Below are 20,580 nucleotides of genomic sequence, written 5' to 3'. Positions count from 1 at the left end.
CGTGAAACCTTCGCCCACCATCAGATTTGTCCCATCCTCCAGCGCTGGAATTCATGCATGCGGAGTTCGTGCATGAAACTGCGCGCGCCGCGCGTGCTGATGCTGGGCACCGCGCCGGACGGGCGCGGCGGGGTGGCGGCGCTGGTATCGGTACTGCAGGCGGGCGGCCTGTTCGAGCGCGCCGCGGTGCGCTACGTCAGCACCCATCGTGACGGCGGCTTCCTTGCAAAACTTGGCGCGGCGGGTTCCGGTTTCTGGCACGCGGCGCGCGCCTGCCTGTTCGACCGCCCGGCGATCGTCCACGCGCATGCGGCCTCGAACGCCAGCTTCGCGCGCAAGTCCCTCCTGCTGCTGCTGGCCCGGGCCAGCGGTTGCCAGACGATTTTCCATTTGCACGGCGGTGGCTTTCGACAATTTGCTACCGTCAAGTCCGGCGGGTTGATGCGCCGCTGGATCCGCCATACCCTCGAGCGCAGTTCGCTCGTCATCGCGCTCTCCGACGGCTGGGCCAATTTCGTACGCGGCTATGCCCCGCGCGCGCGCGTGACCGTGGTGCCGAACGCGGTGCGGATGCCGGTGCAGCGCCAGGCGGGTGATCAAATCGAAGCGGGGCGCATCCTGTTTCTCGGGCGCCTCGAAGCTGCCAAGGGTGTGGCCGAACTGCTGGACGCGGCCGCGCTCCTGGCCCCGCGCTTCCCGGCGCTGCGCCTGGTGCTGGCCGGCGCCGGCGACGCCAGCATGTGGCGGCGCGAAGCCGCGGCACGCGGCATTGGCGAATGTATCGAACTGCCCGGCTGGCTGGACGCGGCGGGGCGCGACGCCGAACTGGCGCGCGCGGCCGTGTTCTGCCTGCCCTCGCATGCCGAGGGGCTGCCGATGTCGCTGCTGGAGGCGATGGCATCCGGCTGCGCGACCGTCGCGAGCGCGGTCGGCGCCATCCCGGAAGCACTGAAGGACGGCGACAACGGCCTGCTGGTGCCGCCGCGCGACGCGGACGCGCTGGCCGCCGCCCTGGCACGGGTGCTGGCGGACGACGCCCTGCGCACGCGCCTGGGGAGCAGGGCGCGCAGCACAGTGGAACAGCATTATTCGACAGAGGCGGTATGCGGCCGCCTGGCGGCAATCTATAACGATTTGGCGGGGACTAGATGAACGCAACAGTACGCATGGTGTGGTGGGTCAACCGCTTGCGCTGCATGTCGGTGGCCGAGATCGGCTACCGGCTGCGCCAGGCGGCGCAAACGAAGATGGCCCGCAAGGCTGCCGGACGGGCAGCGCCCGAGCCCTTGCCGCGCGCGCGCACCTTCCGCATCCAGGGCGCCCCGGACCTGGCGCCCAGCCAGATCGAGGCGCTGCTGGCCGAGGCCGACCGCATCTGTGCCGGCCACGTCGTCCTGTTCGCGGACCGCAGCTTCGACGTCGGCGTGCCGACCGTCTGGAACCGCGACCCCGACAGCGGCGTCACGGGGCCGTCCGTTTTCTCGGGCGACATCGCGATCGACAACCCGGACCTGGTCGGCGACATCAAGCACGTCTGGGAACTGAACCGCCACCTGCACCTCGTGCGCCTGGCCCAGGCCTGGAGCGTGAGCGGCGACGTACGCTGGCTGCACGCGCTCGAGCAGCAGCTGCGCAGCTGGCTCGACCAATGCCCACCCCTGACCGGCCCGAACTGGGTCAGCCCGATGGAGCTCGGCATCCGCCTGATCAACTGGGCGCTGCTCTGGCAACTCGTGGGCGGCGAAGCGAGCAGCCTGTTCGCCGGCGAATCCGGGCAGCGCCTGCGCGCCGACTGGCTGGACAGCATCCATGCCCACTGCCGTACGATTTCGCGCAACCTGTCGCGCCACTCCTCGGCCAACAACCACCTGATCGGCGAGCTCGCCGGGCTGTTCGTGGCCAGCTCGGTATGGCCCTGCTGGAAAGCGTCGAGCGGCTGGATGGAGCAATCGCGGCGCGAACTCGAGCAGCAGGCGCGCCTGCAGTATTCGCTCGACGGCGTGAACCGCGAGCAGGCCTTCGGCTACCACGTGTTCTCGGCCGAATTTTTATTTGTTGCAGGCCTGGTGGGCCAGGCCTGTGATGTGCCGTTTTCGCGCACCTACTGGAGCGTGCTGCAGCGCGCGCTGCGCTTCCTGCGCTCGGTACGCGATGTCGGCGGCAATGTGCCGATGGTCGGCGACAGCGACGACGGCAGCGTGTTCCGGCTCGACGCCGCCGGCAGCGACCGCGCGGCCCAGCTGCTGGCGCTCGGCGACACCGTCTTTGCCGCCCACCCCTATGCGCATATCGGCGAGCATGCCAGCATCCATCCCGGCGTGCGCTGGCTGCTGCATGCGCTGCCCGGGCGCCGGCCCGACGCCGACGCCCACGAACCGGATACCGGCTGGGCCTTCCCCGATGGCGGCTACCTGCTGTTCGGCTCGCAGTTCGGCGAGGAAAACGAGATCAAGGGCATGCTCGACTGCGGCCCGCTCGGCTACCTCGGCATCGCTGCCCACGGCCATGCCGACGCGCTGGCGCTGACGCTCTCCGTGGCGGGCGAACAGGTGCTGGTCGATCCCGGCACCTATTCTTACTGGCAGGAGCAGAAGTGGCGCGATTACTTCCGCGGCACCTCGGCCCACAACACGGTGCGGGTGGACGGGCGCGACCAGTCGGTCTCGGGTGGACGCTTCATGTGGCTGCGCAAGGCGCAAGCCACCATCGAGCGCATGCCGGCCTCGCCGTCCGAATTTGATTTCCGCGGTTCGCACGACGGCTACACGCGCCTGGCGGACCCGGTGCGCCACCTGCGCAGCGTGCGCTTCGATGCCGCCACCTCGACCCTGGTCGTACGCGACGAAGTCGCGGCAAAGAAGGCCCACCCGATCGAACTGTTCTGGCATTTTGCGCCCGAACTGAACGTGCGCCTGACCAGCACCGGCCTGCACGTGCGGGGCAAGCGCTTTGCGCTGCAAATGCATGCCACGGGCGCCGACCTGAAGCTGGAACTGGTGCGCGGGGCCGAGAATCCACCCCTGGGCTGGTATTCGCGCTGCTATGAATCGAAGCAGCCGAGCGACGTGTTGCGTATCTCCACCGTATCGTCCGCCGTTCCGGTCGAGTGCAGGTTTACAATAACGTTTTTTTAACAAGTTCATAATTACTATAGTTGTAGGGAAGTCCAAAAAACATGCTTATTTATCTGGTCGCGGGCGCTAGGCCCAATTTCATGAAGATCGCGCCGATCGTCCGCGCGCTGCAGGCCCAGCAGACGCTGTCCTTCAAGATCATCCACACCGGTCAGCACTACGACCGCGAAATGAACGACGTCTTTTTCGAAGAACTCGGCATTCCCCAGCCGGACGTGTTCATGGCCGCCGGCGGCGGCAGCCACGCCCAGCAGACGGCCAAGATCATGGTCGGCTTCGAAGAGCTGTGCATGGCCGAGCGTCCTGCCGCCGTACTGGTGGTGGGTGACGTCAATTCCACGCTCGCCTGCTCGATCGTCGCCAAGAAACTCAACATCCCGGTCGCGCACGTCGAAGCCGGCCTGCGCAGCGGCGACATGTCGATGCCCGAGGAAATCAACCGCCTCGTGACCGACAGCATCTCGGACTGGTTCTTTGCCACCGAGCCGGCAGCCGTCGAGCACCTGCGCCGCGAAGGCAAGCCGGACTCTGCCGTGCACTACGTCGGCCACGTGATGGTCGACAACGTCCTGTTCCAGGCCGACAAGCTGACCCGCGCCGATACCTCCGGTTTCGAGACCGCTGCCTTCAAGGCCGAGCGCCAGCAGAACGGCGGCCGCTACGGCGTCGTTACCATGCACCGCCCGAGCAATGTCGACGATCCGGTCATGTTCGCCCGCATCGCCGGCGCACTGAAGGAAATCTCGGTCGAGCTGCCGCTGATTTTCCCGGTGCACCCGCGCACCCGCGCCAACATCGAGAAATTCGGCATCGACCTGGGCCCGAACGTGACCCTGGCCGGCCCGCAAGCCTACATGGCCTTCCTCAACCTGTGGAAAGACGCCGCCGTGGTGCTGACCGACAGCGGCGGCCTGCAGGAAGAAACCACGGCGCTGGGCGTGCCGTGCGTGACCATCCGCGAAAACACCGAGCGCCCGGTGACGGTGGAAGAGGGCTCGAACGTGCTGGCAGGCACCGACCCGGACAAGATCATCCTGGAAGCGCGCAAGGTCTTGCGCGGTGAAGGCAAGCAGGGCCGCCGTCCGCACCTGTGGGATGGCAAGGCAGCCGAACGCATCGTGGACGTATTGACGCAGGAATTGGCACGGGAACTCTGATGCCCGACTCCATCACGCTGATGGGCTGCCGGATCGATAATCTGTCGATGGAGGAAACGCTTGCCCGTATAGGCGAGTTCATCCGTTCCGGCCAGCCCCATCAGCATGTGGTGGTGAATGTGGACAAGCTGGTGAAAGCCAGCCGCGATGCCGAACTGCGCCGCATCATCAACGAGTGCGCGCTGGTCAATGTCGACGGCATGCCGGTCGTGTGGGCATCGCGTTTGCTGGGCAAGCCGCTCAAGGAGCGGGTAGCCGGGGTCGACCTGTTCGAGGCGCTGATGCGGCGCTCGAGCGAGGCCGGCTGGCGCGTGTTCCTGCTGGGGGCGCGCGAGGAGGTGGTCTCTGCGGTGGCCGACACCTACCGCCGGCGCTATCCGGGCCTGATCGTGGCCGGCTGGCGCCATGGTTACTGGCAGGGCGAGGCGGAAGAAGCGGCGGTGGCCGAGCAGGTGCGCGCCAGCGGCGCCGACCTGCTGTTCGTGGCCATCAGCTCGCCGAAGAAGGAACAGTTCCTCGGCCGCTGGCAGGAGCAGATGCGCGTTCCCTTCGCGATGGGTGTCGGCGGCACCTTCGACGTGGCCATCGGCCGCGTCAGGCGCGCGCCGGTCTGGATGCAGCGGGCGGGACTGGAGTGGTTTTACCGCTTCCTGCAGGAGCCGCGCCGCATGTTCCGCCGTTACTTCATCGAGGACATGGCCTTCATCTGGCTGCTGATCAAGGAAGCGGCATGGGGGAACAAGCGCGGGAGCAAGGAAAAACGGGGCTCATGACGGCCTCATGCAGGGACCATGAAACATAGGGAAAGCGCGGTCGCAGAACCGCCACCGAAGGACAAAGAGGGGGATGGCGCGTTGTGCGCCGTTCTGGAGCGCCGAAAACAGGTGCGCAACAACAGTTAAAGAGAGTGACGACAATGAAGATTCTGGTTACGGGCGGCGTGGGTTATATCGGTTCCCACACCGTCGTCGAGTTGCAAAATGCCGGGTACGACGTGGTCGTGGTCGACAATCTCTCCAATGCCCAGCGCTCGGTGCAAGAGCGCGTACAACAAATCACCGGCAAGACCTTTGAACTGGTCGAAGCCGACATCCGCGACCGCGCGGCCATGGAAGCGGCCTTTGCCACCCACAAGGTCGACGCCGTGATCCACTTTGCCGGCCTGAAAGCCGTCGGCGAATCAGTGGCCGAGCCGCTGCGCTACTACGACAACAACGTCTCCGGTAGTGTCGTGCTGTTCGAGACGATGGCCAAATTCGGCGTCAAGACGCTCGTGTTCAGCTCCTCTGCCACGGTGTATGGCGACCCGGCCTCGGTGCCGATCACCGAAGACTTCCCGCTGTCGGCCACCAATCCCTACGGCCGCAGCAAGCTGATGATCGAAGACATCCTGCGCGACCTGGTCAAGGCCCAGCCGGACTGGCGCATCGCGCTGCTGCGCTACTTCAACCCGGTCGGCGCCCATGAGAGCGGCCTGATCGGCGAGTCGCCGTCGGGCATCCCGAACAACCTGGTGCCCTACATCGCCCAGGTCGCGACAGGCCAGCGCGAAAAGCTGTCGGTGTACGGCGGCGACTACCCGACCCCGGACGGCACCGGCATGCGCGACTACATCCACGTGGTGGACCTGTCGATCGGCCACGTCAAGACCCTGGAAAAGCTGGCGAAGGCCCCCGGCCTGTTGACCTATAACCTCGGCACCGGCCGCGGCAACAGCGTGCTGGAAATGGTACGCGCCTTCGAAGCGGCCTGTGGCCGCCCGATCCCGTACCAGGTCGTCGATCGCCGTCCGGGCGACATCGCCAAGTGCTACGCCGATCCGGCGCGCGCACGCGATGAGCTCGGCTGGGTCGCAACGCGCGACGTGGCCCAGATGTGCACCGACACCTGGCGCTACCAGACCTCCAATAACGTGACAACGTCTTGAGCAACCACTAACTTCACAGGGCCTTGAGAAACCGTAGCGAGCGGAAGCCGTGTTGGCCGAGTAACGGAGCTGTACTCATGTACAGCGAGTAACGCAGGCCGACACGGCGACGCGCAGTAGGTTTATCAAGGCCCCACCACAAGGATGCACAATGAAAGCTATGATTCTCGCGGCAGGCAAGGGCACGCGTGTTCGCCCGCTCACGTACGACCTTCCGAAACCGATGATTCCCCTGCTGGGCAAGCCCGTGATGGCTTACCTGGTCGAACACCTGAAGAAACATGGCGTGACCGAGATCATGGTCAACGTCAGCTGGCTGCATGAAAAGATCGAGGAGTATTTTGGCGAAGGCGAGCAGTTCGGCGTCCAGATCGGCTATTCCTTCGAAGGCTACACGACCGACGACGGCACCATCGTGCCCGAGCCGATCGGCTCGGCCGGCGGCATGAAGAAGATCCAGGAATTCGGCGGCTTTTTCGATGACACCACGATCGTACTGTGCGGCGACGCCCTGATCGACCTCGACCTGAAGGCGGCGCTGCTCGAGCACCGCCGCAAGGGCGCGATGGCCACCGTCATCACCAAGGAAGTGCCTTGGGACAAAGTGTCGTCGTATGGCGTCGTCGTCACCGACGAACAGGGCCGCATCAAGCAGTTCCAGGAAAAGCCGAGCCAGGAAGAGGCGCTGTCGAACTTCATCAGCACCGGCATCTATATTTTCGAGCCGGAAGTGGTCGACCTGATCCCGTCAGGCGTGCCCTTCGACATCGGTTCCGAACTGTTCCCCCTGCTGGCCGAGCGCGGCCTGCCGTTCTACGCCCAGGGCCGGCCGTTCAACTGGCTCGACATCGGCACGATGTCCGATTACTGGGAAGTGCTGCAGACCGTCCTCACGGGCGAGGTCAACCACATGGACGTGCCGGGCACCCAGATCGAACCGGGCCTGTGGGTGGGCCTGAACAGCAGCATCGACTGGAACGGCACCAAGATCGAGGGCCCGGTCTATATCGGCTCGGGTGTCCGCATCGAGGCCGGTGTGCACATCGTCGGACCGACCTGGATCGGCCATGGCAGCCACATTTGCGAAGGTGCGGAAATTGTGCGCAGCGTGTTATTTGAATATACTCGCGTGTTGCACGATGTGACATTGAATGAAATGATCGTCTTCAAGGAATACAGTGTCGACCGTGCCGGAGAAATGAAGCACGCGTCCGAATACAGTTCCGAAGAATGGCTGAACGCCCGCGACCGGCGCCGTAGTAGCCGTAAAGAAATTACAGGCTAGACCAGCAACAACCAACAGAAAGCAAGCGCATGAAAATTTATCCAGTGATCCTCTCCGGCGGCGCCGGCACCCGCCTGTGGCCGCTCTCGCGTGCAGTGCTGCCCAAGCAGCTGCTGCCGATCGTGGCCGACAAGACCATGTTGCAGGACACTGCGCTGCGCGTGGCTGGCCTGCCGGGCCTGATGGCGCCGTTGGTCGTGTGCGGCAACGACCACCGTTTCATGGTGGCCGAGCAGCTGCGCGCGGCCAATATCACGCCCTTGGGGATCCTGCTCGAGCCGGTCGGCCGCAATACCGCTCCGGCGGTGGCCGCGGCGGCGCATTTCCTGAAGTCGATCGACCCGGAAGCGGTGATGCTGGTGCTGCCGGCTGACCACGTCATCACCAACACCGAAGCGTTCCGCGAAGCCGTCACTCGCGCCGCCACGCAGGTAGCCGGCGGCGGCCTGGCCACCTTCGGCATCGTCCCGCAGTCCCCGGAAACGGGTTACGGCTACATCCGCCGCGGCGCGCCACTGAGCGGTTGCGACAGTTGCTACAAAGTCGAGCGCTTCGTCGAAAAGCCGGACCTGGCCACCGCCGAAGCCTTTGTTGCCGACGGCAGCTACTACTGGAACAGCGGCATGTTCATGTTCGCCGCCGACCGTTACCTGGCTGAACTGGCCAAATTTGCCCCGGAAATCGCCGTAGCCGCCGAGAAGGCGGTCGGCGACGGTTACCGCGACCTCGATTTCTGCCGCCTCGACGAAGCGGCGTTCTCGAGCTGCCCGTCGGACTCGATCGACTACGCGGTGATGGAGCACACCGGCGACGCCGTCGTGGTTCCGGCCGACATCGGCTGGAGCGACGTCGGCTCGTGGTCGGCGCTGTGGGAAGTGCAGCAGCACGACGAGAACGGCAACGCCCGCCGCGGCGACGTCTACCTCGACGGCGTGAAGAACTCGCTGGTGCGCGCCGAAAGCCGCATCGTCGCAGTGGTCGGCGTCGAAGACATCGTCGTCGTCGAAACCCAGGATGCCGTGCTGGTGGCGCACAAGAGCGCCGTCCAGCGCGTCAAGCAAGTGGTCGAGCACCTGAAGTCGAAGGAGCGCACCGAGCACCTGCACCACACGCGCGTGTACCGCCCCTGGGGCCACTACGAGGGCATCGATGCGGGCGACCGTTTCCAGGTCAAGCGCATCACCGTCAAGCCGGGCGAGAAGCTGTCGCTGCAGATGCACCACCACCGTGCCGAGCACTGGGTGGTCGTGTCGGGCACGGCGCGCGTGACCTGCGGCGACAAGGTCAGCCTGCTGTCGGAAAACGAATCGACCTATATCCCGATCGGCATGAACCACCGCCTCGAGAACCCGGGCAAACTGCCGCTGCACATCATCGAAGTGCAGTCGGGCAGCTACCTCGGCGAGGACGATATCGTGCGCTTCGAGGACATCTACAAGCGTTCCTGATTGCGGGAGCGGGGTCTGCAAGCAGCAAAGCGCAAAAAACCGGGCGGGGACGCCCGGTTTTTTTTCGCCTGACCATCCTGAAAAACAGGCCTGCTGCCGGAGCAAGATCGTCAAGTCAACAGTGTGAAGCCCCTCGTAAGTGCGGCATACAATGGGCCGTCGGTGAACCCCGTCCGGAGGTGATCATGAAGACGCTCCTTGCTGCCGGCGCGCTCGCGCTGGTCCTTGCCGCACCGCAGGCCGCGGGTCAAACCGCCCTGCAGACTGGCGCGCCGCCGCTCGATCCCGCGCTGGAGGTCCAGCTCGAACGCTGGCTCGGCGCCGGCGACCAGATCTTCGCCAACCTGTACACGCGCCAGCCCGGCGACGATTCGGTCGACTTCCACGCCGCCGCCGACGAGCGCGGCCCGACCTTCACGCTCGTGCGCGTCTCGGACCGCAGCGGCAATGCCTGGCTGGTGGGCGGCTACAATCCGCAGAGCTGGTCGTCCGAGGATGGCTGGCATATCACCGAGCGCGACTTCCGCCGCACCGCCTTCATCTTCAACTACACCGATCCCGCGGTGTACCGCCAGGTGCCCAGCACCTACGAGCTGCCCAGCCAGGGCGCCTACCAGACCTTCAATGCGCTCGACCAGGGCCCGACCTTCGGCGCCGGGCCCGACCTGCTGGTCAACGACCGGCTCGACACCGCGCTGTCGTGGCGCGTGAGCTATGGGGATCCGGCCGGGGAAGGGCAGAGCATCATCAACGGCTCGGTCGGCGGACAATTCTTCGCCATCGACGCACTCGAACTGTATGCGGTATCGCCGATTCCCGAGCCGGCCGCGGCGGCACTGCTGGCCGGCGGGCTCGGCATGGTGCTGCTGGCGCGGCGCCGTCAGCGCATGCCGGGGGTGGCGTGCGCCGGCGGACCGGCGCCAGGCGCGGCCTGAGCGCCGGTCATGGCGTGGCGGCGGCCCTCCAGCATTCCGGGATCAGTGCGGGTCACGTTGGCGTTCGCGTTTGCCTGTGCGCTGGCGCTGCCGGGCGCCGCCGGCGCGGGAGCGCCCGATGGGCCGCTCGAAGCACGGCACCTGGGCCTGGTCATTAACGAGGACGACCCCGACAGCGTCGCCGTCGGCGAGTACTACGGGCGGCGGCGCGGCATTCCGGCCGCGAACGTCGTGCGCGTGCGCATTCCGGAGCGGCCGCGCGCGCTCGAGCTGGCGCGCTTTCGCCTGCTGAAAGCCGAGATCGACAGCCGCCTCGGTCCCGAGGTGCAGGCCGTGCTGATGGCCTGGACGGCGCCCTACCAGGTCGGCTGCCACGCCATCACCGGCGCCTACACGCTCGGCTACGACGCTGCGCTGTGCCGCGATACCTGCCGCATCGGCCAGCCGAGCAGCTACTTCAATTCGCCCGCGCGCCGTCCCTTGCGTGAGCACGGCATGCGCCTGTCGATGCTGCTGCCGATCGAGTCGGTCGAGGCGGCGCGCGCGCTGGTCGACCGTGGCGTGGCCAGCGGTTTCCACCCCGCGCCCGCGCACGCCTGGTACCTCGAGACACTGGATGCGGCGCGCAACGTGCGCGCGCCGTTCTTCCCCCGGCCCGGCCCGGCCGCGGGCGGCCGCGTGACGATCCACCGGTTGCGCGCCGACGCCCTGCAACATGCATCCGGCGTGCTCGTCTATCAGCTCGGCAAGGCCCAGGTCGACGGGCTCGATACCGTGCGCTTCGTGCCGGGCGCGCTGGCCGACCACCTCACTTCGCACGGCGGCGACCTGCTCGGCACCGCCCAGATGAGCAGCCTGCGCTGGCTGGCCGCCGGCGCCACCGCCAGTTACGGCACCGTCAGCGAGCCGTGCAACCACTGGCAGAAATTCCCGAACCCGAGCGTGCTGCTGCGCCATTACCTGAACGGCGACAGCGCGATCGAAGCCTACTGGAAGAGCGTCGCCTGGCCGGCGCAGGGCCTGTTCATTGGCGAACCACTGGCGGCGCCCTACGACCGCCGTTCCCGCATGCGTGTGCCGTAAGTTTCCGTGTGGAATCAATGTGTTGTGGCCATACCTCATCGTGATGGAGAACGTGTTGCGCTTCGTCATTCTCCTGTCAAATTCCAGCCGTATTATTGTTTCTGGTAATAAAATGCCTATCAGCACCGACAACAAATGTTCTGCCCTCCATTCTCTAGGATGCCCATGAAAATGCACGTTGCAACGAAAACGCCGGCCGGCCGGCTCACCATCCTGGCCGCCTTGCTGGCCGGACTGTCGACCAGCGCGATTGCCGCATCAGATATCGTTATCAGCCAGGTCTACGGCGGCGGCGGCAATAGCGGCTCGACCTACAAGAACGACTTCATCGAGCTGTTCAATCGCAGCGGCGCAGCGGTCACCCTGGGCAACTGGAGCGTGCAATACGCCTCCGCGACCGGCAACAGCTGGGCGGTCACGAACGTCGGCAACGTCACCCTCCAGCCGGGCCAGTACTACCTGGTGCAGGCATCGGCAGGGGCTGGCGGCACCGCCAACTTGCCAGACCCGGACGCGCCGGGCTCCACCACCATGGGCGCTAGCGCCGGCAAGGTCGTGCTGGTCAGCGACCGTGCTCCGCTCAGCGGCACCAACCCGAGCGGCGCTACCGTGCTCGACGTGGTTGGCTTCGGCACGACCGCCAATTACTTCGAGGGCACCGGCCCGACCCCGGCGCCGGCGAACCCCACGGCCGTGCTGCGCAAAGACGGCGGCTGCCTCGACACCGACGCGAACAACACCGACTTCGCCGTCGGCGCGCCGACACCGCGCAACACTGCCAGCGCGCGAAACGTCTGCAGCGGTGGCGGCGGGACCCCGGCGCTGCAACCGATCGTTACCACTTGCCCAGCGAGCCTGCAGGCCGAGCAGGGCGCGGGCGCCAGTGCGGTGCTGTCGGCGCGCGACAGCGACAGCATCGTGAACAGCGCGGTGATTGCCTCCGGCGCCGTCACTGGCATCGAGTTGCGCAATTTCGTGGCGGCATCCGGCACCGGCGCAAGCGCCAGCGCCAGCCTGAACGTCGACGCCAGCGTCGCCGCCGGCAGCTATCCGGTCACCATCACTTTCGCCAACAGCGACGGCCAGAGCGCGAGCTGCAACGTTGCCGTGCGCGTCGCCGGCGTGGTGACCATTCCGCAGATCCAGGGCGCAGCCGCCAAGAGCACGTATGCCAACAGCGTGCAGACGACCCAGGGCGTGGTCACCGCCATCGTCGGCAGCGGCTACTTCCTGCAGGACGCGAGCGGCGACGGCAACCCGGCCACCTCGGACGGCCTCTTCGTGTTCGGTTCGAGCGCGGGCGTTGCAGTAGGCGACCTGGTGCGCGTCACCGGCACCGTCACCGAATACACGCCGACCGGCGCGGCCCGTTCCTACACCGAACTGACGAACCTGACGGCCACGAGCAAGATCGGCACCGGCAGCATCACCCCGACCAATGTCGAGATGCCGAACGACGACCTGGCCCGTTTCGAGGGCATGCTGGTGCGCTTTACCACGCCGCTGACGGTCAACAGCAACGCCTCGCTTGGCAACCGCGGCGAGCTGGTCTTGTCCGCCGGCCGCCGTGAAATCCCGACCAACCGTTACCTGCCGGGCTCGGCGGAAGCGAAGGCCCTGGCTGCTGCCAATGCGGCGAACGTCGTCGTCCTCGACGACGGCATCTTCGTCACACCGGCCACCATTCCTTACCTGTTCCAGGACGGCACCGTACGCAGCGGCGACACCGTCAGCGACCTGACCGGCGTGCTCGATTTCGGTGCCAGCGGCGACGTCGGCGCAGCCTTCAAGCTGCAGCCGACCGTCACGCCACGCTTCTCGCGCACCAACGAGCGCTTGCTGGCGCCGCAAGTGGCTGCCGGCAACGTCAAGGTGGCGAGCGCCAACGTGCTGAACTTCTTCACCACCTTCACCAACGGTTCCGACGCCTGGGGCCGCACCGGCCAGGGCTGCACCATCGGCGGCACCACGCGCGCCTCGAACTGCCGCGGCGCCGACAACATGGCCGAGTTCGAGCGCCAGCGCGACAAGATCGTCGCCTCGCTGTCGGCCGTGAACGCCGATGTCGTGGGCCTGATGGAGATCCAGAACAACGCCGACATCGCGGTGACTTACCTCGTCGAGCAGCTCAACGCGAAGATGGGCGCCGGCACCTATGCCGTCGTGCCGAAGCCGGCCGCGACCGGCACCGATGCGATCCGCGTGGCGATGATCTACAAGCCGCAGTCGGTGAGCCTGGTGGGCGCCGCGCTGTCGGATGGCGACCGTATCAACAACCGCGCGCCAATCGCCCAGACCTTCAAGGCAGCCAACGGCGGCAAGTTCTCGCTCGTCGTGAACCACCTGAAGTCGAAGGGCGGCTGCGGTGGCTCGACTGGCGGCAACGTCGACAGCGGCGACGGCCAGGGTTGCTGGAACGCCAGCCGCGTCGAACAGGCCGAACGCCTGCGCGACTACTTCCTGCCTCAGGTTGTCAGCGCGGCCAACGATCCTGACATACTGGTGGTGGGCGACATGAACGCGTATGGCATGGAAGATCCGATCCGCCTGCTCAACGCGGCCGGTTATGTCAACGAAATCGACCGCTTCGTGCGTCCGCACGGCATTCCTTACTCGTATGTGTTCGGCGCCGAAAGCGGCTACCTCGACCACGCGCTGGCAAGCGCCAGCCTGTCGCCGCAGGTGGCAGGCGTGACCGAATGGCATGCCAATGCCGACGAGCCGGAAGCAATCGACTACAACCTGGGCGATACCGCACAGGATCCGTACGCGAACGATGCCTTCCGCGCCTCGGATCACGATCCGGTGGTCGTCAGCCTGAACCTGGCCGCCACCTTCGCCGATGCGACCGCCTCGACGACGATCGCGCGCTCGGGCCTGACCCTCAATCGCGTTACCGGCAAGTACACCGGCACCGTGAAGATCACCAACACCAGCGGCGCCACGATCAAGGGCCCGTTGCACCTGGTGATGCAGGGCTTGACGGCGGGCGTGAGCCTGGACGGCAAGAGCGGCGAGCAGGGCGGTGCGCCCTACCTGACGTTGACGGCCACCTCGATCGCCCCGGGCGCCTCGATCACCGTCAGCACGACCTTCACCAACCCATCGAAAGCCAGCATCGGCTACACCCCGAAGCTGTTCACCGGCACTTTCTGAGGAACTGAACCATGTTTAACCTGAAAAACCTGTTCACCCGTGCGCTGCTGGCGCTGATGCTGGTTGGTGCAGCCGGCGCTGCGAGCGCCGGCCCGATCTACCGCGTCACCATCGATACCTCGAGCGAGGCCGGCAGCGGCGTCTTCGACTTCAGTTTCCTGGGTTTCGAGACGGCCGCCGACGCGACCGCAGTGCTGAGCAATTTCCGCGGCAACTATGGCGGCAGCGAGATCGAGGGCGACGTCAGCGGCAGCCTGGAAACCGGCATCATCCTCGGCAACAGCGAGTTCACGAGCTTCCTGCAGAGCGTCAACCTCGGCGGACTGTTCGGTTTCGACGTGGAATTCGATGTCCAGGGTGAAGGCGACGGCACCACCTTCGCCATGACGCTCTACGACACCGCCTTCAGCGACCTGCTGCTGTCGCAGGGCCCGCTGGTGCAGATCGACCTGATGCCGGGCGTGGCCGACTTCGTCTCGATCGATAACGCCTTTGTGAGCGTCAGCGAAGTGCCGGAACCGGCAACGCTGGCTTCGCTGGCCCTGGGCCTGGCCTTGATGGGCTCGACCCTGCGCGCGCGCCGCAAGGGATAAGCGCCCGCTACAGTCAGCTGCTAAAGCAAAAAGGCACATCCGGCGTCAGCCGGATGTGCCTTTTTTTTACCTTCCCCTGCAAGTCAGCTGCCTTGCTGCGCGCGGCGCATGGCATCGATGCGGTAGGCTTCGGCATTACCGTCGATGATGCGCAGTCCGGCGCACCCTTCAGGGTGGCAGTCGGGCAGCGGCTGCCCGCCGGCGACCGGCATCGCCGAAACCGAGGTCTTGAGGGAGGCGGTGGCAGGGCTGCCGTTGCTTGCCAACGCAGCGCTCGGGCTCATGGTATCCGATGGAAGATCGGCGCCGCCGCATGCGGTCAACAGAGCGAGGATGGATACGGTCAGGATGGAACGGAAGGCACGAAGGTTCATGATGCTCTAAGGAAACTCGTTGAAGACGGGCCTATTGTAGTGAATAAATTTTCAAAGGGAAACTTTTTTCGATGATTGCACGAAGATATTGAACTTTTAACCGGCTGTTAGCCGACGTTCAATGCAGTTAAATAGTTATTCGAAGAAATAGCCATGCGGCAATAATTGGGACGATTGCCTGGCGTGGCGAAACTGCGACGTGTCATTCCGGACGGGCTTGCGAAGAGCCGCCAAGTTTTGCCGCGGCACTTGCTTGTCTTGAAACGAATCGTTCTTGACCCGTCCCCCAGCGCAGGCGATTATCTGTGCCATGCGAACACTCCTCCTTTCCCTGATCATGGCCTGCACCGCTTGTACCACCGATGCTTCAGCACCGCCCGAGCGGCAACCGTCGCCACCTGCGACCCAGCCGGCGCCAACGCCTGCGCCGGCCCCTGGGGCCGCCACGGGCAGCACGCTTGAACAGATCCGCGCAATGATCGGCAGCGCCGCCTGCACCGGGCCGTCCCAGTGCCGTACCTTGCCGGTCGGGGCGCGCGCCTGTGGCGGGCCGGAGGCCTACCTGCCTTATTCGACCGCCAACCTGAACGAGCCGGCCTTGCGCGCACTCGCCGAACGCTACAAGGGTGAACGCCAGGCGCAGAACCAGGCCTCGGGAATGGTGTCGGATTGCCGATTCATCCCTGATCCAGGCGCCGTATGCCGGGCCGGCACCTGCCAGCTGGGCAATGGCGAATCACCCGCAAGCTAAAACGCGAAAGCGCTGCAAGGAGTAAAAAAACGCTGCGTGCCAGAGGCACGCAGCGTTTTTTACTTTTTTACTTCTTTACTTCTGCTTAGTGCGCCATCGCGGTCGTGCGCTCGGCGCCTGCTGCCACCTTGGTGGTCACGCCAGGCAACGGGACCGGGTTGGTGGCGTCGACTTCCAGCAGGGTGGTCGACAGTGGCGTGGTGCCCATCAGGTACTGGACCGCACCCATGTAGCGCTGGCCAGCGGTCAGGCCCGACCAGCTCGCGGCTGCCGACGCGGTACCGCCGACGAACACGCTGCTTGGCAGGGTGACTTTCAGGTTGCCGCCGATGTCGCTGCGGCCGACGATCCACGATGCCAGGGTGTAGGTCGCGCTGCCGCCGGTAGGGGCGTAGCCGGCCACGCAGACCCGGTAGGTGCCGGCAGCCGGCGCCATCAGGGTGATCATCTCGTTCGAGGTGGCGGTGCCGCTGTAACCGACTTGCACGCCAGCCGAGTCGAACATGATCAGGTCGAGGTCGTCAGGCTTGCCGCCCTTGAAGCCGCTGGTGTCGATGTCGCGCAGCGAGAAGCGGGCCACCATCGTGTTGGCAGGGATAGTGAAGCTGGTTGCCGTCACGCCGGCCGAGCCGCCGTTCTTGCATTCCAGCACGCCGCCATCGGCTGCCAGCGTGGTGCCGACGCTCTGCTCGTTCAGGGTCGCCGCTTTCAGGCCGCCCTTGTTTGCGGTGAGCTTGCCGCTGAAGCCGGCGCCCACGGTGAACACGGTGTTGCCGGTCACTTGCTCGCTGTGCAGCACGCTTGGGGCCACAAAGGCCGTCGGGCGTGCGGTCAGCGGGCTGCGGACCACGTGGCTGCCGTCACGCCATTCCAGGGCGCCGAAGCTGTAGGCGTCCATTGGCGCGTCGGTGCGGGTCAGGGCGACACTGAACGTACCCTTGGCACCCGGCGCCAGGTTCAGCGTCGACGGCGAGACGGCGACCGAGAAGCCTGGCAGCGAGGCCGTGGCGGTGTAGGTGGACGGCTTGTCGCTGACGTTGGTGACGGTACGCGTCATGGTCAGCTTGCCCAGCACGTTGCCTGCGGTCAGCGAAGGCAGGTTCAGGTTGTAGGCCGGGATGCTGCCGGTGCTCTGGCAGGTTGCCGCGCCGACGATGCCGCCCACGCCGCACATGTAACGCAGGTAGTCGGTGGTGTTGGCGTCATACACCAGGCCTGGATCGGTGGCCTTGTTCGGCACCACGTGTCCCGCGCCCTGGGCCCATGGCAGGCGGCCGTTGGCGGCGCCTGGCTGGCCATCGTTGAAGGTGGCGGCGGCAGTAGTCATGAGGGCCGACTTGATGGCCGCTGGCGACCAGGTCGGGTGCAGCTGCTTGAGCAGGGCGGCGAGGCCGGCCACGTGCGGGCTCGACATCGAGGTGCCCTGGATAGACGCCCATGCCGATCCTGGCACCAGGCTGCCGTCGGCGATCGCATCGCGCTCGGCCTGGGTCTGGGCCGGGGTATAGCCGGCCAGGATGTCGACGCCCGGAGCGGTCAGGTCAGGCTTGAGGATGTTATTGTAGCCACGGTTCGGGCCGCGCGACGAGAAGCTGGCCATCACAGGGGCAGGAGCGGCGCCAACCTGTGGCGACCAGGTGCCGATCGAGACGGTCGCGCCTGCGTTGGCCTGGACATAGGTGCGCAGGGCCGTGCCGTCGGCCAGGCTGATGTGCACGGTCGGGATGCTGTGGATTTCCGACACCAGGGAGTTCGCGGTGTCGATCAGGACCATGCCGGCGCCGCCTGCTTCTGCCACTGCGCGGCTCTTGTCGGTGCGGGCGCTGTTGCCGCGCTCGCACAGGACCACTTTGCCATTGACCAGGCTGGCGTCGAGTGCGGCGGCGGGGCTGCCGCCATAGGCAGTGCGGTCGGCTGCCGTATAGCACAGGCGGCGCGCCAGTTGGTCTGCAGGGTTCAGGCTTGCGAACGGAACCAGGCCGGCATCGCGTGCCGAAATTGCCGGTGTCTGCGGCAGTGCGGTCGTGTTCAGCGACGCACCGACATACTTGATGCCGGCGCCGGTGGTGACGGTGGCGCCGTTCAGGCGGTTGTGGGTCGACGCACCGACGGTGGTGATCCATGGGCTCAGGTGGGCCACGGTATTGGCCGGACCGGAGTTGCCGGCCGAGGCGGCGACGAACACGTTGGCGTCGGCCGCGCCGAAGAAGGCCAGTTCGACCGCATCGGCGACGCTGGTCTGCGAGCCGCTGATCGAGAAATTGATGACGTTGACGCCGTCGATCACGGCCTGGTCGATAGCGGCCACGCTGTCCGAGTTGAAGCAGCCATTGCGCGAGCCGCTGCCGTCCGGGTTGGTCGGGTCGACGTAGGTCCAGCAGACCTTGTAGGCGGCAATGCGCGCATGTGGCGCGATGCCGCTGACTTTGCCCATCGACAGGCCGTTCATGGTCGCCGACACGCCGTGATTGCCGCCGGCGGTGCTGGCGGTGTGCGTGCCATGGCCGCCCTTGCCGGTTGCGCCGCCGACCGAGTCGCGCGGCGATGTGAAGTCGGACCAGTGCTGGGCACGGCCGCTCAGCTTGAACGTCTTGTTGAAGTAGCGTGCGCCGATCAGCTTGTTGTTGCAATGCTCGGCGGTAAATCCTTCGCCGGTTTCGCAGGCGCCTTTCCAGCCGGCTGGCACTGCGCCGTATACCTGGGTGCCGCTGACATCGAAGGTCGGTTCGCCGTTGGCGTCGACGCGGTCGGCAAAGGCCTTGTTCTCGGGCCAGAGGCCGCTGTCGACGATGCCGATGACGACGCCGTCGCCGGCTTTTTCCTTGCCGCCCGATTGCTGGTTCCACAGGCCTTCGGTCGGCTTGTCGAGGCCCAGGAAGGCTGGGGTGTAGTTGGTGTCGAGCTGGCGCTCTTCGTCGGCGGTGATGGCGGCGACCGCCGGGTCACCTTTCAGGGCCTTGACTTCGGCGTCGGTCAGCAGGGCTGCGAAGCCGTTGAACACCACCTTGTACTTGTGGGTCAGCTGGGCCGTGCCGACGGTCGACAGGACGTTGTTCTGTTTTTGCTCCAGGTAGCCGATGTAGGCTTGCACGTCGGCTGCCGACACGTCCAGGCGCTGGCCGGCGGCCGGCTTGGTGGCCTGCAGGCCGGCGACGCCGCCGGTGTAGGAAGCGACTGGCTTGTCGGCCAGTTGCACGATGTAGGAGCGGCGCACTTCCTGGGCGGAAGCAGTCAGTGCCAGGCTGGACAGCAGCGTGAGCACGGCAAACGAGACGGGACGCAGGTTCATTTATTCAAATCCTTGTTCTGTATGAGGGAGGCGTCGCGTGATTACTTGCGGCGGCGCGACACGGTGCCCAGGCCGGCCAGGCCGAGCAGCATCAGGGCGATCGAGGTCGGCTCCGGGATCACCGCCAGGTTCAGGTTGTCGATCGCGAACTGGGCCTGGTTCTGGGTGAAGCTGCGCTCGCTCGAGCAGTCGCCGTTGCCATCGAACAGGCAGGCGTTGAGCGACAGGCTGGTCAGCGTGGTGCGGCCGAATGCGCGGTCCACCATGAACTGGTCGAAGGTGAAGCTGCCGGCGGCGTTCTGGCCCGGGAAGGCGCTTGCCAGGCTGATCGTGGCGCCGCTCTGGGTGGTGCCGGTCAGGACCAGCTGGCCATAGCTGAAGTTCGGCAAGCCGGCGGTCGGCGCCAGGAAGGCATAGCTCAGGGCGCTGACGCGGAAGCCCGCGCCGCGGTTGACCGAGACGTTCAGTACGCCGTCGTTCAGGCCGGCGAAATAAGTGCTGCCGTTACCCACCGGACAGGAGGTGATGACACAGGCAAAGGCGTCGCTGGAGTCGACCAGCGCGCCGACCAGGCCGACTTCGCCGGCGTCGGCAGTGGCGCTGTTGGCCACGCGCAGGGTGAAGCCTGCTTCGGTAAAGGCGTCGCCGGTGTTGTAGACGGTATCGCCGCTATTCAATTGCGGGCTGACGATGTTCTGGACAGCGTCAAAGGTCACCACGGCAGCACTGGCCGGGGCGGCAACGGCACCGAGGGCGCCAATCATGGAAACGCACAGCAGTTTTTTCAGGACACCCGTGGCATTGGTGTGCACAGCAGGGTTATTTGAGCGAGTCATCAGTCGGTCTACCTTTATCGTTAAGTTTTATATGGCAATGATTTGGTACTGTGCGCTTACTGCTATTTTTTACCCGCAATGTTTCCACACGGGTTGTCGTCGAATATAGCAAGCGAAATAAGATGCGTGTAAAAAATTGTAACGTGGAAAATACATTTTTTAATGCGGTTTTCCAGAGAAAATTCCGTTCCTCCTAGAAAAACACCATGCTGTCAATGCAATGCAAGTCTGTTTAAAATCGACCACATACTTGCGGTATCTCATTAATTAAAGTGGTGCTTATGCCTAGAGAGCTGGGATAAAGTTTCACGGAGAAATTAATGTTTCCAAAGATAAACAACCCGAGCTGATGCCGCACATTTGCCGTATGCGATTAATAAATTGACTCATCTCTTGTGAACACCGAGAACGGATTTTTATCGAGAAACTGTTGTTTATCTTATGCAACTGAAAGTTCTACAGTGTCTTTTGCTTGGCGCTGCTGAAACAAAGAAAAGTTGTCGTGACAGATAACAGCGTGGTAGCCTTGCACGCCGAATCCGGAACGTGTCTGGCAGCAAGCCGATCACCCCAGGGTCATGGCAAAGGCGGTGCAGTTTTGTTCGTAGAGCA

At 65.2% G+C, this 20,580-nt stretch carries 15 protein-coding genes; 12 read left to right on the top strand and 3 right to left on the bottom strand.

All coding sequences use genetic code 11. From position 1 onward, the window contains the following. Window positions 1-72 precede the first annotated feature (72 nt). The 11 genes from ACFPN5_RS21510 to ACFPN5_RS21460 all read left to right on the top strand — a co-directional run bounded on the left by ACFPN5_RS21510 (window position 73) and on the right by ACFPN5_RS21460 (window position 14,718). Window positions 73-1,152, top strand: a complete 1,080-nt coding sequence (locus ACFPN5_RS21510) for a glycosyltransferase family 4 protein (protein WP_379785880.1) — start codon at window positions 73-75, stop codon at window positions 1,150-1,152. Beyond that, complete coding sequence (locus ACFPN5_RS21505; protein ID WP_379785879.1) at window positions 1,149-3,134, top strand: heparinase II/III family protein; 1,986 nt, start codon at window positions 1,149-1,151, stop codon at window positions 3,132-3,134. Before ACFPN5_RS21510 ends, ACFPN5_RS21505 begins: the two co-directional genes overlap by 4 nt. A gap of 41 nt (window positions 3,135-3,175) precedes the next feature. After that, window positions 3,176-4,291 (top strand): non-hydrolyzing UDP-N-acetylglucosamine 2-epimerase, encoded by a 1,116-nt coding sequence (gene wecB / locus ACFPN5_RS21500; protein WP_379785878.1) that lies wholly within the window; start codon window positions 3,176-3,178, stop codon window positions 4,289-4,291. Continuing rightward, complete coding sequence (locus tag ACFPN5_RS21495; RefSeq protein WP_379785877.1) at window positions 4,291-5,064, top strand: WecB/TagA/CpsF family glycosyltransferase; 774 nt, start codon at window positions 4,291-4,293, stop codon at window positions 5,062-5,064. Before wecB ends, ACFPN5_RS21495 begins: the two co-directional genes overlap by 1 nt. Window positions 5,065-5,207: 143 nt before the next feature. After that, window positions 5,208-6,218 carry a UDP-glucose 4-epimerase GalE gene (gene galE / locus ACFPN5_RS21490; protein ID WP_379785876.1) on the top strand — a complete coding sequence of 337 codons (1,011 nt, stop codon included), beginning with the start codon at window positions 5,208-5,210 and terminating at the stop codon, window positions 6,216-6,218. A gap of 151 nt (window positions 6,219-6,369) precedes the next feature. After that, entirely contained in the window at window positions 6,370-7,503 is a 1,134-nt protein-coding gene (locus ACFPN5_RS21485) for a sugar phosphate nucleotidyltransferase (RefSeq protein ID WP_379785875.1), read from the top strand. A gap of 29 nt (window positions 7,504-7,532) precedes the next feature. Continuing rightward, window positions 7,533-8,951 carry a mannose-1-phosphate guanylyltransferase/mannose-6-phosphate isomerase gene (locus tag ACFPN5_RS21480; RefSeq protein ID WP_379785874.1) on the top strand — a complete coding sequence of 473 codons (1,419 nt, stop codon included), beginning with the start codon at window positions 7,533-7,535 and terminating at the stop codon, window positions 8,949-8,951. 185 nt (window positions 8,952-9,136) lie between these two features. Beyond that, window positions 9,137-9,886: a PEP_CTERM-anchored TLD domain-containing protein gene (locus tag ACFPN5_RS21475; RefSeq protein WP_379785873.1), complete on the top strand. Its 750-nt coding sequence runs from the start codon at window positions 9,137-9,139 to the stop codon at window positions 9,884-9,886. Between the two features lie 45 nt (window positions 9,887-9,931). Continuing rightward, complete coding sequence (locus ACFPN5_RS21470) at window positions 9,932-10,969, top strand: TIGR03790 family protein (protein ID WP_379785872.1); 1,038 nt, start codon at window positions 9,932-9,934, stop codon at window positions 10,967-10,969. Between the two features lie 165 nt (window positions 10,970-11,134). Continuing rightward, a complete protein-coding gene (locus ACFPN5_RS21465; protein WP_379785871.1) occupies window positions 11,135-14,125 on the top strand; it encodes an ExeM/NucH family extracellular endonuclease in 2,991 nt (996 codons plus the stop codon). An 11-nt stretch (window positions 14,126-14,136) separates the two neighbouring features. Beyond that, the gene (locus ACFPN5_RS21460) at window positions 14,137-14,718 is read left to right on the top strand and encodes an NF038129 family PEP-CTERM protein (protein ID WP_379785870.1); all 582 of its coding nucleotides are present in this window, start codon (window positions 14,137-14,139) and stop codon (window positions 14,716-14,718) included. 83 nt (window positions 14,719-14,801) lie between these two features. On the opposite strand, the gene ACFPN5_RS21455 is transcribed toward ACFPN5_RS21460, so the two are convergent. Continuing rightward, window positions 14,802-15,092: a hypothetical protein gene (locus ACFPN5_RS21455; RefSeq protein WP_379785869.1), complete on the bottom strand. Its 291-nt coding sequence runs from the start codon at window positions 15,090-15,092 to the stop codon at window positions 14,802-14,804. A gap of 310 nt (window positions 15,093-15,402) precedes the next feature. Between ACFPN5_RS21455 and ACFPN5_RS21450 the strand changes: the two genes are divergently transcribed. Then, window positions 15,403-15,843, top strand: a complete 441-nt coding sequence (locus ACFPN5_RS21450; RefSeq protein ID WP_379785868.1) for a hypothetical protein — start codon at window positions 15,403-15,405, stop codon at window positions 15,841-15,843. 85 nt (window positions 15,844-15,928) lie between these two features. Here ACFPN5_RS21450 and ACFPN5_RS21445 read toward each other — a convergent pair whose 3' ends face one another. Beyond that, complete coding sequence (locus ACFPN5_RS21445) at window positions 15,929-19,132, bottom strand: S8 family serine peptidase (protein ID WP_379785867.1); 3,204 nt, start codon at window positions 19,130-19,132, stop codon at window positions 15,929-15,931. A 41-nt stretch (window positions 19,133-19,173) separates the two neighbouring features. Next, window positions 19,174-19,968, bottom strand: a complete 795-nt coding sequence (locus ACFPN5_RS21440; RefSeq protein ID WP_379785866.1) for an NF038120 family PEP-CTERM protein — start codon at window positions 19,966-19,968, stop codon at window positions 19,174-19,176. Between the last annotated feature and the right edge of the window lie 612 nt (window positions 19,969-20,580).

Origin of the sequence: Massilia niabensis (assembly GCF_042655085.1) — a bacterium.
In the GTDB taxonomy this organism is placed as follows: domain Bacteria; phylum Pseudomonadota; class Gammaproteobacteria; order Burkholderiales; family Burkholderiaceae_D; genus Telluria; species Telluria niabensis.
This window is presented reverse-complemented; position numbering and strand designations above follow the sequence as displayed.